The organism is Gordonia hankookensis, from assembly GCF_014673215.1.
Classification (GTDB): Bacteria; Actinomycetota; Actinomycetes; order Mycobacteriales; family Mycobacteriaceae; genus Gordonia; species Gordonia hankookensis.
Genome location: NZ_JACWMS010000006.1, coordinates 32,293 through 46,444, shown reverse-complemented (window position 1 = coordinate 46,444; position 14,152 = coordinate 32,293). Strand labels below are relative to the sequence as shown.

Here is a 14,152-nt window from a genome sequence, read left to right as displayed (position 1 = left end):
GGGCGTCCTTACTTCGCTATCGCTGCTCGTTGAGGTTTGTACCTTATATATAGCGTCATCTGCACATCCGGATTCCCTTCTCAAACTCCCAGTGTGACAAATTGCGCCACGCTCAGCACATAACCCCAGTTCACGGGGTCTCCGTAAATTTTCGGGTCTGTCGGGGGTGTTCGCTCAGAATCCGGCGATGGTCGGCCAGTGTTCGGCCGCACCGGGCAGTGCAGGGGGCTCGCCTACGTACTCGAGTAGATGGGTGAGGCGACGCTTTCCCGCAATCCGCAGGGCTGGCGACTGACCGCGGGTGCCGACCAGCGTCGGCGCGACGCCGACCCGCATCAGTGCGGTCGCCAGCATCGCGTGGGTGTCGAGCGCATGGGCATCGAGACCGAGAAGGTACCGCTCGCCCTCACGTTCACCACCGGCGATCGTCCACAGGCGCAGCGCACGGGGCGACGGCACCCACCCGGCGGGCATCGCCTTGACGGCTCCGGCCGACCATCGCCGGTGCAAACCGTCGAGCTGATGACTGTGACCCGTCCGAGCGATCGGATTGCCCTCGTCAGACGTGACGATCTCGACTGCCAGGCCGGTCGCCGCGATCTCCTCGACGATCGCCGTGGCCCGCCACTTGTCCGCCACGACCACAGACACCCGCGTACCGGCATCGGAGCGGACCGCTTGGCCGTTGGTGGCCAGCAGACCCGCCAGATCGTCGTACGCGGGCTGGTCGATCTGCGCCGAGAAGAACGACAACTGGCCCACATCACAGAGGTTACTGCGTGGGGCAACAGACGGGTGACGCGACAGACGGGCGTCCCGCTCCGTTCGGCAGCATGATGAAAAAGCCGCTCCCGGTCACCATGACGGTGACCGGGAGCGGCTTCGCTCAAGCGTGCTTCGCAGCTTGCAGGAGGTGACTCCTAGACGGCGCGAACACCGGTGGCCTGCGGGCCCTTGGTGCCCTGACCGACCTCGAACTCGACCCGCTGGTTCTCTTCGAGAGTGCGGAAACCGGATCCCTGGATCTCGGAGTAGTGGACGAACACGTCGTCGGACCCCTCATCAGGTGCGATGAAGCCGAAGCCCTTTTCCGCGTTGAACCACTTCACAGTTCCCTGTGCCATTACTGCAATCCTTTACATACATTCCAACAGACGCGACACGATGGGTCTCGTGTCGTGGCCGGTTCCGACCGCCATACCTCGATGGACCCCTGCGGAGAACCCGCGAAAACCAGCCTCAGTACCACGGCCACAACACGATCTCGCTGCGCAACCGGCTGTCCGGCGCTCACGAAAGCTGCGACCGCCACTAGTCAATCATGTTCGGCCCGCCTGCGATAGTCACCCCAACCAAACTGCGCAAAAACCTGGTCATTTTCGCCCGCGTGGACATCTCGCAGTAACATCAGGGTCCACGTTGGCGAACGCCGTCGACGATTGAGTCACCAACAATGCAGAATCTCACATTCGGGTCCGAACTCCTCCGCCAGAGCATGGCAGGCACCGACGCGATGGCGTCGTGCCTCACCCACATGTCGGTAATACCCTCGCGGACAGCTACTTTCGCCGAGTGGCCGGAGTGGGTTCCACCAGAATTGACGACCGCCTTCATCGATTCCGGAATCGATGAACCGTGGACACATCAGGTGTCGGCAGCCGATCTCGCTTATCACGGAAATCATGTCGCGCTCTGCACGGGAACCGCTTCCGGTAAATCGATGGCGTACCAGTTACCCATATTGACCACGCTGTCGAAGGATCCGAATTCGACAGCGCTGTATCTTTCGCCTACCAAAGCGCTGGGTGCGGATCAGATCCGTTCGGTGAGTTCGTTACTCGCCGGACATCGGGAGTTCACCCATCTGCAGCCGTGCGCCTACGACGGCGATACCGATGTGGAGATCAGGCAGTGGGCGCGCGCGCATTCGCGGTGGATCTTCACCAATCCGGACATGCTGCACATCGGCATCCTCTCCGGGCACGCTCGCTGGCGGCACTTCTTCCGCCATCTCCGCTACATCGTGATCGACGAATGTCACCACTACCGGGGCGTCTTCGGCTCCAACACGGCCTTGGTCCTGCGGCGTCTGCTCCGGATCGCCCGATCCGCGGGCGGAAACCCGGTGGTGATCGGTACCAGCGCGACCATGGCCGAACCGGCAGAAGCGTTGACCCGCTTGATCGGCGAACCGGCCACCGCCGTCACCGAGGACGGATCACCTCGCGGCGAGCGCACGGTCGCGCTGTGGGAGCCCGACTTCCTGCCCGCCGTGACCGGCGAGAACGGTGCGCCGGTACGCCGTTCGGCCGGCTCCGAATCCGCTCGGCTGCTGGCCGATTTCGTCGTCGAGGGAGCGCGGACACTCTGCTTCCAGCGCAGCCGGCGCGGCGTGGAGCTGACCGCACGTCAAGCACGTCACCTGTTGTCGCAGACCGCACCGGAACTGGTCGATCGGGTTGCGGCGTATCGCGCGGGATACCTCGCCGACGATCGCCGCCGCCTGGAGCAGGCGATCTCCGGCGGAGACCTCATCGGTGTGGCCACCACCAACGCGCTCGAACTCGGCGTGGACATCAGTGGACTCGATGCGGTCATCGTGGGCGGCTATCCCGGTACCGTCGCCTCCTTCTGGCAGCAAGCCGGACGCGCCGGGCGACAACGCACCTCGGGGGATTCGCTGGTGGTGCTCGTCGCCCGCGACGATCCGCTGGACACCTACCTCGTGCACCACCCGGAGGCGCTGCTGGGCCGACCGGTCGAGGCGACGGTGACCGATCCGACGAATCCGTACATCGTCACTCCACATTTGTTGTGCGCGGCCGCCGAGCTACCGCTGCAGGACAGCGAGATCGAGGCATGGGGAGCCGTCGACGCGGTCGCGGGGCTGGCTGCCGATGGGATGCTGAAGCGCCGCAAGGCGGGCTGGTACGTGGCGCCGGGCGTCGAACCGCACGCCGACATCGACATCCGCGGAGGTATCGGCGGCCAGGTCCTGATCGTCGACACCACCACCTCCCAGTTGCTCGGCACCGTCGACTCGGGCCGCGCCATGTCGACCGTCCACCCCGGCGCGTTGCACATCCACCAGGGTGAGTCCTACGTCGTCGACGAACTCGATCTGACCGACGGTCTGGCCCTGGCACATCCGGAAGAACCCGACTGGACCACCTCCGCCCGCGAGACCACCGACGTGACGATCACCGACGTCGTGGCGCGCCGCAGATGTGGTCCGCTGACCGTCGCACTGGTGACCGTTGACGTGACCCATCAGGTGGTCGGCTACCTCCGCACCTTGCTGTCGGGCGAGGTCCTCGACGCGGTGGAACTCGACATGCCGCCGCAGACACTGAGTACCCGCGCGGTGATGTACACGCTCACACCGGAAGCGCTGGAGGAGGCCGGAGTGGCCGCCGGCCGGTTTCCCGGCGCGCTGCATGCCGCCGAGCACGCCGCGATCGGGCTGCTCCCACTCGTCGCCTCCTGCGACCGCTGGGACATCGGCGGGTTGTCGACCAACCAGCACCCCGACACCGGACTGCCAACCGTCTTCGTCTATGACGGCTACATGGGTGGTGCGGGCTTCGCCGATCGGGGATTCGCGGCGTTCGAGACCTGGATCGCTGCGACGCGCGACGCCGTGGCGAGTTGCCGGTGCGAGAGCGGATGCCCGTCATGTGTGCAGTCCCCCAAGTGCGGAAACGGCAACGACCCGCTCGACAAGGACGGCGCGATCACGGTTCTGACACTGCTGAGTCGGCAATACTCGAGTGATGACTGACGACAGCGCCGAAGGTCGCCGCGAGCCTGCGCACGCCATCGCGTCGTCACGGCCGGCGTACTTCTTGCTGGCCCGACCGACCGAGCAGGCCGACGAATTGCCCGCCACCATCGGCGAGCGCGACGTGTTCTTCTCCGAGGACGAGGCACTCGATGCGCTCGATCTCCACTACGCGTGGTGCGCCGCCCAGCACGGCGGACATCACTCCTCGGTCGTGGCAGGCGCACATTGGTACCTGCAGAGTGCGATGGTCGGATCGCAGGTCACCGCTGGACTGGGCGAGGTCTTCCTGGCGACCGGCGCCACCGATCCGGATCGACCGATGGCGGTCGCGGGTGGGTTCCTCACCGAAGGGGAGTTGATCCACTGGACCTCGTTCGTCCGCGCGGCGATGCGGTACATGGCCGTCTCGTCGACCACGATGTCCTTCGGGCTCGTCTATCGCGGTGACGAATCGGTGGACTTCGGCCAGATCGGATTCGCGCCCTCGCACTCGCGCCGCGTGTACCCGAAACGGATCGTGGTGCGCGAGGACGACATCTGACCGTCGGTCATCTGTCTGCCGCGCGGTAGGCCGTCACCACCGGCTCGAGTTCGGCGGGGGTTGCGCCGTGCATGATCAGCGCATCCGCGCCGTACTCGAACTCCTGCCGGATGCGGGCGGCGCATTGCTCCGGAGACCCCGTCGCCGACGGCTCCAGCCACTCGTCGGGAAGGAGCGTGGCGATGTGCTCGATCTGGTCGGCACTCGCTTTGTGATCGATCCCACCGGGAATCGACTGGACCACCGAATCGTCCCGAAAGCGCTGTAACACGGCCGGATCCCAATCGTTGGTCGTCACCAACAAGTCGCCGTAGCCCTGGAGATACGTGGCCAGACGCGCCACCGTCTTCTTCATCCGCAGCTCCTCGGGCAGGTGATCCCCGACGGTCGCGAAGCAGGACCAGACGCGCACGCTGTCCGGATCGCGTCCTGCCTCCTCGGCCGCCTGCTTGACCGTCCTGACACTGCGCTGCAAGGTTTCCGGAGTGAAGTACGTGTGCAGGACGACATCGTCGAACTCGCGTCCGCCGAGGGCCAGGGTCTGCGGCCCGAAGGCCACGATGGCCAGCCGGATGTCCTCGTCGAAGTCCGGGTCCAGGAACAACAGGTCGTACTTCCCGATGGGGCCGTCGTGGCCGAAGATCAACTCGCCGTGCCACAGTCGCCGCATCACCTGGGCGAAATCCTCCATCTGCGCCGTGGTCACGGCGGGCACGCCGAACGCCTTGTACATCGCGGCGATCCCACGACCGAGCCCGAGAGTGAAGCGCCCGCCGGAGAGTCGGTGCATCGTCGTCGCCCAGGACGCGGTGATCAATGGATGGCGGGTGTTGTGATTGGTTGCCGCCGTGGCGATCTGCATGCGCTCACTCACCGCGCACGCGGCACCGACCAGTGACGACGCCTCCTTGACGTTCCAGCGCTCGGAGATGAATGCGGTACCCAGCCCCAGCGCCTCCCCGGCACGGGTCTCGTCCATCAGGGTGGCCGGCCCCTCGCCGCCGGCTCCGGCCAGCAGGTAGTAGCCCAGTTCGTCCAGTGCACGTGGATCGCTCACGCCCCACACCCCTCCGATGCCGTCCTCGACACTGAACACAAGTTAGTTGTCGCACGTCTAATATGCAATGGTGCCGTCACCCATCCGAGGAATGAGTCAACCGCAACGTGTGGAGGTCTCGAACCGCCGGATGGTCGAGGCTGCGGCGGAACTCATCGTCGAAAAGGGCTGGGAGGCCACCACAGCGGCAGAGATCGGCAGGCGCGCCGGATACAGCCGGGCGATGGTGCATGCGCGCTTCGGGAGCAAGGAGGCGATCCTCGACGCCTTCTTCGAGCACGATTACGTCCGCCGCCTCACACCGGACGTCGACCCCGCGGACACCGGACTCGACCAGGCCGTCGCACATGTCTCGCACGTGCAGCAGCTCTACGCCGAGGACCCCGACTTCCTGCGCGCGATGTTCGTCGCGACCTTCGAGGCCGTCAAAGAAAGCTCGGCATTGCGAGATCGTGTGCGGCACAACATCGATCAAGGTCGATCCAAGATCATCGCCGGATTGGCGAAGGGACTTCGCGACGGTTCGGTACGCGCCGACATCGACCTCGCCCGCGCCACCAACGACATCGGTTCTGCGGTGTTCGGTCTCAGCTACCAGTGGATCGTGTCACCCGAGCTCTACGATCTCCCGACCGAGCTGACCCATCTCGCCGACCGTTTCCGGGCGACGTACGGCACCACGGCGCGGTAGCAGAGGGGACCCCGAGGAGGCGCAACCTACCGGGCAGTAATATGGCGGCAACAGCCCTTCTCACCGAAGCGAGCCCATGGCCGATTCCGCCCGCCAGCTGCATGGACGTACCGAGCTCGTATCCGCGCTCGGCGCTTTTGTCACGGCGCGGTCCCGCGGGTCGGCGCTCATCCTCGGGGAGCCCGGATCGGGCAAGAGCAGCCTCGTGCGCACGGCCGAATCGATGGCGATCGACGCCGGTGTCTCCGTCGTACGGGTCACCGCCGACCGCCGGGCCGGACCATATCCCGCATTGGACTCCGTGGTCGCCGCTGTCGACGACACCCTCCTCGCGCTCGACGACCACCGCCGCCATCTCCTGGAGGTCGCATTGGGTCGTGTACCCGGTACGCCGCCGTCGCGACTGGTCCTCTCGGCCACCGTCCTCGACCTCATCCGGCGGCGGGCGCACCGCGACCCCTTGCTCCTCACCCTCGACGACGCGCATCGCATCGACCGTGCCAGCGTCGAGGTCCTGGCCTCCGTCGCGCGCCGGCTGGGCGCGGCGCCGGTGGCGATCCTGGCGGCCGCGCCTCCGGGCGAGGGCGTGTTCGTCGAACGTTCCGTCGATCACTCGTGGCACCTCGACCCACTCCCCGCAGAGGCTGCGCACCGCTTGCTGCGCGACCGGCTGCCGATGCTGCCCGACACGGTGCGCACACACGTGGTCGACACCGTCCCGGGCAACCCGCGAATGCTCATCGAGCAGGGATCGGCCGAACTCTCTCGCCATGCCGTGTCCGTCGACCGCGCAACCGGCGACACCACAGCCATGGACACCACAGCCGTCGACGGCGATCGGCGCGGTGTCGCTCAACTCCTCGACGGCGTCGCCGTCCGGGCGATGCGACGCGGCGATGCCCGTGCCGCCGCCTTCGTACTCGAGCGCGCGGTGGAGACCTCGACCGAGCCCTCGGCGCGGGCGCGACGGCTGGCCGCGGCCGCGTGCCTCTCGGCCGACGTCACCGGCGACCTGCCCGCACTGGGCCGCCTCCTCGATCAGGCGCTGCGCGCCGACCCGCGGTCGGACCGCTCGCTCGAGGCCGTCATCGCCACGTCGTATGTGGCACTTCGCGGCAGCGAGGGAATCGACGATGTCCATCGTCGACTCGTCGAGGCGATCGGCGACCGTCGGCATGAGATCGGACGCTGGGTGTTCGAGGAGGCGCTGTGGGCGCTGTACCTGTTGTGCTGGTTCGGCAATCAGCGCGAGCACTGGCATGACTTCCGCGCCGTGGTGGAGGCCGACGTCGACCGAATCCCACCGTGGGCCGCACTCGCCGCCAGGCTGGAGTCCCACTCCGCATTCGACGACGCCGACCTCGACGCACAGGCCGACCAGCTGATCGAGAATCTGGCGTTCACCACGGATCCGTCGGCGGTGGTACGTATCGCCTTCGTCACCCGCGGCCGGGACCGGCGGTTCTGGTGGCGCAACGCCCTGCAGCGACTCTGGGCCGACGAGCGCAGCCCGTTCGCCTCGGTCGTCTATGCGGGTGCGTTGCTCGCCGCCGACGGTCTGAGTTCCGGGAACTGGAAGGCGGTCGAACAGGTGACCCGTCGCGCTCTGGATCTCTGTGAGTCACATGACTATCGGATGTATGCCGAACCCTGGCTCCGACACTCGCGCGCGTTGCTCGCCGCCTACCGAGGCGAGGAACAGGTGGCGCAGGCGGCCGTCACTCAGCTACAGGAGTGGGCCGACGACCGCGGCTCCGCCGCGCTGCACTGGCGGGCCCTGCACTGCCGGGCGGTGATCGCGCTCGGCAGTGGCCGGCCGCGGCGGGCGTACCGGCTCCTTCGGATGATCTCCGGCACCGGCGAATTCGGTGCGGTGATCGAATTCGACGACAGGACCGCATTGGATTTCGCCGAGGCAGCGATGCTCGCAGGCACCTCCGACGACATCGAGTCCCTGCGGGCGATCGTCTCCGCACGCCCCGCAGACGATCGCGTCGCAGCCGATCGCCGGACCCTGCTGTACGCGGGCGCCCTGGCCATCATCTCCGATGACGATCTGTATTACCAACGCGCAGTGGCCATGCCGGAGGCCGACAGGTGGCCGTTCGACCTCGCGCGCATCCAGCTGAGCCGTGGACGCTCCCTACGCGCTCAGGGGTCCGTGACACAAGCGCACCGAGCACTCCGGTCGGCGGCCGTGACGTTCCGATACCTCGGCGCCACCCCGTGGCTCGCCCAGGCGCGTGAGGAACTCCGCCGCCTCGGGGCGACCGACGAAACAGATCACCTGCTGCACGACATCACCCAGCTCTCCCCGATCGGTCGCCGGGTCGCCGGGCTGGCCGCCACCGGGCTGTCGAACCGCCAGATCGGCGCTGTCCTGCACATGTCCCCGAGCACCGTCGGCTCGCACCTGTCTCGTGTCTACGCGACGCTCGGCGTGCATTCCCGTGCCGGACTACGGGATTCGCTCCGCTCCGAGGACCCTGCCGGCGGGCCCGGCGTTCGTCACGCGTAACGCGTCACGGAGGCCGCCACGGGAGGCCACGCCCAGCTTGCGGTAGGCCTTGTGGAGATGGTTTCCGACGGTGCGGTGCGAGATCGCGAGACGCTCGGCGATCTTCTTGTTGCTCATGCCCTGTGCCGCGAGTTCCGCTATCTGTCGCTCCTGCGGGGTGAGGGAACCGGACATCGCCTCGGTCATCACCAGCCGGGTGGCTGCGGTCGCCTCGAGTTCCGCACGAGCCCGATCCGACCACGGTCGGGCGCCGAGTTCGTCGAACGTCGCGAGCGCTTCGGTCAGCAGGGGCCGCGACGCCGCTGCCACATGGTGGCGGCGCAGGTGCGCACCGAACATGAGTAGCGCGCGGGCGTGGTCGAATCGCCACGTCGTCGCGCCCGGGACCGCCAGGGCCTGCCGGTAGAGCTCACGGGCCTGCTCGTCATCGGCGATCAGGGCACGGGCCACCAGGTGAATCATTGCCATCCTCGGCGACAGCCTGCCGTACCCGATGCGGTCCATCGCATCGACGTGTGCGCGGGCGAGGTCGAGTCGCCGCAGCCGCACGGCGGCGTCCACGACGTCGAGAGCGACCGAGATCGCCATCCACGCATGCGCGGCGAACTCGCCGATCGGACTGATCGATGTGGCATGCGCGAGCACACCTTCGGCGTCGCCGCGCCCCGCGGCTGCCGTCGTCTCCACGTGCTCGACACAGGCGATGACCGTGGTCGCGCGGCGAGGGATCGCCCACGCCGCCATCGCATCGGTGAGCACCATCATCGACGCCCGATCGCCCTTCGCAGCCGCGAGCCATGCCATCTCGTAGTCCGCGGCCCACAGGAGCAGGTTGTAATCCCCGCCGTTCGCCAGTCGGCGTGCACGATCGACGGCGTCGACGCCGGTCTGCCAGTCACCGCGGTTGCGTGCGTCGCGAGCGATCATGAGCAGCGCCCAGATCGCCGGGAGCACGGGACCACGGTGCTCGGCTGCATCGACGATCCGGTCAAGTGCGACAAGGCAATCGGACAGCCGGTCGAAGGTGACCGCCATCTCGGCGATCTGGATGACCTGAACCGGGTCGGTCTCGGCATGCACCCCGCGGATCAGTGCATCGACCTCGCGCAGTGTCCTCGCGGTGGTGCGGGCCGGATCGAGCGAGGTGCGACTGGCGAGGTCGGCGACGACCGGGGGACGCGGGGTCAGTCGATCGAGAGCCCGGTAGTAGGCCGGCCACAGCTCTTCTCGTCCACCCAGCCAGCAGACCCACCGCAACTCACCGATCGCGTCCATCAGCGCCTCGTCGGTCGGGTCGGTGTGACGGGCGTACCCGTCGATCGCCCGCGCGAGAATCTGGTGAGCCATGTCGATGTCGCCGTCGTGGCCGCTGGCGATCAGCGTCGCGGCCGCGGACGCCGCTGTCAGCGACTGGGTGAAACCGGGGTCCAACTCCCGGATCTCGTCGATCAACTCGAGTGCCATCGACGAATCGGAGCCTGCGGCGATGTAAGCGGCTCGCGCGAGCCGCCGCGCACGGTCGGGCGGCGTCGGTGTCAGTCCCGCGGCGCGGGTGAAAAGAGCAAGAGCGTCCGTCCAGTCCCCGTCGCGGACCGCGGCCTCCGCGGAACGCTCGAGGTGCGACGCGCGGGGTTCGTCGTATCGGCCGGCCCCGTTCGCTGTACTGGACTCGGGCACTGTGCGGGACTCGGGCTCTGTGCGGGACTCGGATGTCTCGGGGGGTGTCCGGACAAGCAGCCTGCCGAGTCTGCGGTGTGCGTTCGTACGCTCCTGCGGCGTGGAGTCGGAGAGCAGCGCCGACCCGAACAATGGTCGGCACAGGCTGATCCGGGCGTCGGGGCCGACTCCCGAGACGGTGATCACGCCGGCGTCGGTCGCATCGGCGATGGCACCTGTCGCCGATCCATCCGGGACCGCCGCGGCGAGATCGGCGACCGATGCGGTCGGTTGGAGGACGTGCAGGAGGAGCAGAAGCCGGGCATCGGCACCCAGTGCGGCGATCTGCGGGGCGAATGCGTCGCGCAGCCGGTGCGTCAATGGAAGTAGGGGCGGCAGAGACGTGGTGCCCGATCGCTGTTCGATCGGAATGGCCGCGGGCAGGTCCACGAGTGCGAGCGGGTTGCCCTGGGCCTCGGCCAGCAGGCGCGCTCGCACCGACGGCGCGAGCGACGGGCCAATGGCGTCGAGCAGCGCAGCCCCGTCGACGTCGTCGAGGGGTTCGAGCCTCATCTCGTGGCGGCCCGACAGTCCCCGGTCACGTGTCGCCGTGAGGATGCCGACCCGGGCGGGCCCGACTGCGGCGAGGCCGTCGAGGACCTCGCGGCTCGCTGCGTCGGCCCAGTGCAGGTCGTCCACGACAATCAGCACGGGCCCATCGGCGGCGAGCTCCTCGATCGAGCGCGTCGTCGCTCGAAGCACTGCCCTGATGTCGGGAATCGCGCCGTCCTCGAGGCCGAGAGCTCCCCGCAGAGTTGTCGCCCAGGCCCGACCGGTCGCCCTCGGACTGTCGACCACCGGGAGCAGCAGCTCCTGCAGCGTTGCGAAATCGATGTCCGTCTCGAACTCGACACCCGTCGCGTGCAGTACGCGGCATCCCCGGGATTCGCCGAGCCCAGCTGCGGTGGCGAGGATCTCGGTCTTCCCGATACCCGGCTCCCCGACGACGGCGAGGGACTCACTCGACCCGGCAGTGATCGTGGTCAGGAGCTGCGAGATGCGGTTGATGTCGCCCGTGCGGCCGAGCAGCGCGCGTGAGTCGGCGCGACATCGATCGTCGACATCTGCTGACAACTCGTCCGTCTCCCCCGCCACGGCCATGCTGACCTGGCCTTCCGTGGATGAACGCTAATTCACCGTGCGCCGTCGGGTCAACATCACCGGCGATGCGGAGAGTCCGTCCCGCCGGCCTGGGCGGCCGACGGGACGGACTCTCGTGATGGTGCTTCTTGGCGGTCCGATCTAAGCGGCTGCACCCGAGCTGGTCGAGCTGCTCGAATCACTCGACGAGCCACCATCCGATGAGGCGCCATCCGACGAGGAGCTCGAAGACGATTTCGAGGTTCCCGCGGATGCGGCCGAACCCGATCCGCCGGCGTGGCTGTCGGCGCCCCCGGTGGTACCCGAGTCGGCATTCGTCGAGTCGGCAGTCGTCGAGTCGGCAGTGGTCGAATCAGGCGCCGTCGAGTCAGACGCGGTCGAATCAGACGCCGTCGAGTCAGACGTTGTCGAGTCGGCTGCAGAGGAGTCCGTGGCAGTCGGGGCGGCGGCGGTCGGGGCGTCGGCGGTCGGGGCGTCGGCGGTCGGGGCGTCGGTCGTCTCCGATACGTCTCCTGCGTGAGATGTCACCGATTCGCTGCTGTCCGTGGATGTTTCGGCGCCGACCGCGTCGGCCTCTGCTGCGCCTCCGGTGGTCTCCGTCGTATCCGTCGTATCCGAGGACACGGCTGCCGCATCAGTGTCGGCAGCCGTCCGCAGACCGGCAAGGGTCGCGTTGGCCGGCGGGGTGATGCCGTACAGGATGCTCTGCTGGATCGCCTGCAGCGACGCGAGGGTGCCCGGCATGATCGCGCCGTCGGCGGTTGCCTCACCGTTGCTCAGCAGCCCACCGCCGTAGATGGTGAATCCCGGGATGTCGAGGCCGATCAGCGGCCCCAGATTGGGGCCGTAACCACCGTTGAGCAGACCGTCGAGCATGACCGCGGGCGCCTTGGCGAGCGCTTCGATGATGTCGGTCGGTCCACCACCGTTCTGGGCCGCATCGATGACACCCTGGATCCCTGCACCGAGCCCGCCGACCCCGCCGTAGATCGGGCCGATGAGGGCGAGCCCGGCGTTCAGCGCGATGTTGGCGAACTGCTCGTTGATGACTCGGGCCAGGTTCTCCGCAGGCGCGGCGAGTGCCTGCTGAATGGCTGGGATGAGGTCACCGGACACCGGGTTGATCGCGGAGAAGATCGGCACGATCACGGCAGTCAGCAGGTTGTTGAGCGCACCTGAGACGTCACCGGCGCGCAGAGCGGCAGACGAGGCCTCGAGGAGACCGGGGACGTCGTCGTTCAGCGAGGTGGTGATGGCCGAGCCGGCCGACTGCAGACCGCTGATCAGGGTCTCGGCACTCGCAGACTGGTTCTCGAGGATCTGACGCAGCACCGGGAGCGCCCCTCGGGCCTCCGACGTCGTGGCGATGGCCTCCAGATTGGTCATCGCATGTTCGACAGCTTCCTGATACGCCGCGAACGAACTCAACCGGACATTGGGTGAGATGACGCTCTGGGCCTGCGCACCGAGGTCATTCGTCAGCGACGGTGCCCCGGACATGGCGAATGGGGTGGCGGCGATCGCGGTCGCGCTGACCAGCGACACTCCGGCCAGCAGATATGGGCGCAGCTGTGGGCGACTGAGGACGTGCAATGTAGCTCTCCTTGACAGAAACGAACCGACACATGTCGGACGATTTCGAAGTCTGGACCGTGGTCCGCATCTCGATGCCAGGAAATCGGAACAGTGTGGACAAACGACTCATGCTGCAGTCGCCCTCACCCCACCGGGCCGGCCCTGGCGGCGGCCTGCGCGCGCCGGACACCGAACGGTCCCAGCGTCACCGGAACCACCACGTCGACCATGACGTCGGCACCCTCCGTCACACACCGGGCCACCTCGGCACCCACGTCCTGAGCGGCGGCGATCAGGCGTGCGGCCGCGCACGGGTCCGGCTCGGCGGCCACCTGCTGCTGCGCGGCGGCGAGCGCCGCGAGGTCGGCGGCCGACTGCGCGCGATGCCGTGCGAGGACCGCAGCGCCGAAGTACAGCAGCGTGACCACCGTCGCCGCGATCGCCGCGATCGCGAACGCCCCGGCCACCGTCGCGAAACCCCCGTCGTCGCGCCACACCCGGATCATGGTCGAGATGCCTGCACAGGCGCGTCGTCGTCGGGCTCCTTCGCCGCCACCGCTCTGGCCGACACCGTCACCATCGGCAACAACGGGATCGACGACCGCACGACGACCTCGACGCGGGAATCCGTGCCGGTGATCGTGATCTGCGCGGACCGCCCGACCACCCCGGCGGCGACCTCCTGCGCGGCGGCGTCCCCGGCCGCCGCCAATCGGGCGGCCTCCCGGGCCGCATCTGTACACCGGATCTGCACCGTCGCACCGACGACCGCCGTGATGCCGAGGACGACCGTCGCCACGATCGCGGCGATGGCATACGCGCCCTCGACGGTGACCATGCCACGCTCGTCGCGCCACACCTGCCGCAGCGTCATCAGCACCGACACCGCCTCAGCCCACCGAGGTGTTCAGGGCCTTGCCGATGATGCCGGTGAGGGCACTCACGATGTTGTCGCCGGTGACGACGGTGTAGAGGATCGCCCCGAAGGCCGCCGCGGCGATGGTGCCGATCGCATATTCAGCCGTACTCATCCCCTCGTCGTCGGCGACGATCCGCAACACCTCGGCTTGCACTCGCGCGATCGGACGTCGAAAGATTCTGTCGGACATGATGTTCTGGCCTCCCTGGGTCACGCACCTTGCGTGTCACAGGTAAGACGCACCGCATCA

Annotated in this window: 12 protein-coding genes; 4 read left to right on the top strand and 8 right to left on the bottom strand. The window is 67.7% G+C overall.

Going from position 1 to position 14,152, the window contains the following annotated elements; genetic code table 11:
- Positions 1-174 precede the first annotated feature (174 nt).
- Entirely contained in the window at positions 175-762 is a 588-nt protein-coding gene (locus IDF66_RS22590) for a hypothetical protein (RefSeq protein WP_164310446.1), read from the bottom strand.
- Positions 763-920: 158 nt separating this feature from the next.
- On the bottom strand, positions 921-1,124 hold the full coding sequence (locus IDF66_RS22585) for a cold-shock protein (protein WP_004022110.1): 204 nt from the start codon (positions 1,122-1,124) through the stop codon (positions 921-923).
- 329 nt (positions 1,125-1,453) lie between these two features.
- Here IDF66_RS22585 and IDF66_RS22580 point away from each other — a divergent pair, with 329 nt between their 5' ends.
- Together IDF66_RS22580 and IDF66_RS22575 are read left to right on the top strand one after the other, a co-directional pair.
- Entirely contained in the window at positions 1,454-3,781 is a 2,328-nt protein-coding gene (locus tag IDF66_RS22580) for a DEAD/DEAH box helicase (RefSeq protein ID WP_190268716.1), read from the top strand.
- Positions 3,774-4,325 (top strand): hypothetical protein, encoded by a 552-nt coding sequence (locus tag IDF66_RS22575; protein WP_164310444.1) that lies wholly within the window; start codon positions 3,774-3,776, stop codon positions 4,323-4,325. Before IDF66_RS22580 ends, IDF66_RS22575 begins: the two co-directional genes overlap by 8 nt.
- Positions 4,326-4,332: 7 nt before the next feature.
- Here the strand turns inward: IDF66_RS22575 and IDF66_RS22570 are convergent, their stop codons facing one another.
- On the bottom strand, positions 4,333-5,382 hold the full coding sequence (locus IDF66_RS22570; protein ID WP_190268715.1) for a TIGR03857 family LLM class F420-dependent oxidoreductase: 1,050 nt from the start codon (positions 5,380-5,382) through the stop codon (positions 4,333-4,335).
- 91 nt (positions 5,383-5,473) lie between these two features.
- Here IDF66_RS22570 and IDF66_RS22565 point away from each other — a divergent pair, with 91 nt between their 5' ends.
- Both IDF66_RS22565 and IDF66_RS22560 read left to right on the top strand, forming a co-directional pair.
- A complete protein-coding gene (locus IDF66_RS22565; protein WP_223310027.1) occupies positions 5,474-6,073 on the top strand; it encodes a TetR/AcrR family transcriptional regulator in 600 nt (199 codons plus the stop codon).
- Between the two features lie 76 nt (positions 6,074-6,149).
- Complete coding sequence (locus IDF66_RS22560; protein WP_190268713.1) at positions 6,150-8,591, top strand: LuxR family transcriptional regulator; 2,442 nt, start codon at positions 6,150-6,152, stop codon at positions 8,589-8,591.
- On the opposite strand, the gene IDF66_RS22555 is transcribed toward IDF66_RS22560, so the two are convergent.
- From IDF66_RS22555 to IDF66_RS22535, 5 genes are all read right to left on the bottom strand, one after another.
- A complete protein-coding gene (locus tag IDF66_RS22555; RefSeq protein ID WP_190268712.1) occupies positions 8,532-11,408 on the bottom strand; it encodes an AAA family ATPase in 2,877 nt (958 codons plus the stop codon). The two genes, IDF66_RS22560 and IDF66_RS22555, sit on opposite strands and share 60 nt — an antisense overlap.
- A 141-nt stretch (positions 11,409-11,549) precedes the next feature.
- A complete protein-coding gene (locus IDF66_RS22550) occupies positions 11,550-13,001 on the bottom strand; it encodes a hypothetical protein (protein ID WP_190268711.1) in 1,452 nt (483 codons plus the stop codon).
- 125 nt (positions 13,002-13,126) lie between these two features.
- Entirely contained in the window at positions 13,127-13,489 is a 363-nt protein-coding gene (locus tag IDF66_RS22545; protein WP_190268710.1) for an Rv3654c family TadE-like protein, read from the bottom strand.
- Entirely contained in the window at positions 13,486-13,857 is a 372-nt protein-coding gene (locus IDF66_RS22540; RefSeq protein ID WP_190268709.1) for a TadE family type IV pilus minor pilin, read from the bottom strand. Before IDF66_RS22540 ends, IDF66_RS22545 begins: the two co-directional genes overlap by 4 nt.
- 16 nt (positions 13,858-13,873) lie before the next feature.
- Positions 13,874-14,092: a DUF4244 domain-containing protein gene (locus IDF66_RS22535; protein WP_164310437.1), complete on the bottom strand. Its 219-nt coding sequence runs from the start codon at positions 14,090-14,092 to the stop codon at positions 13,874-13,876.
- Between the last annotated feature and the right edge of the window lie 60 nt (positions 14,093-14,152).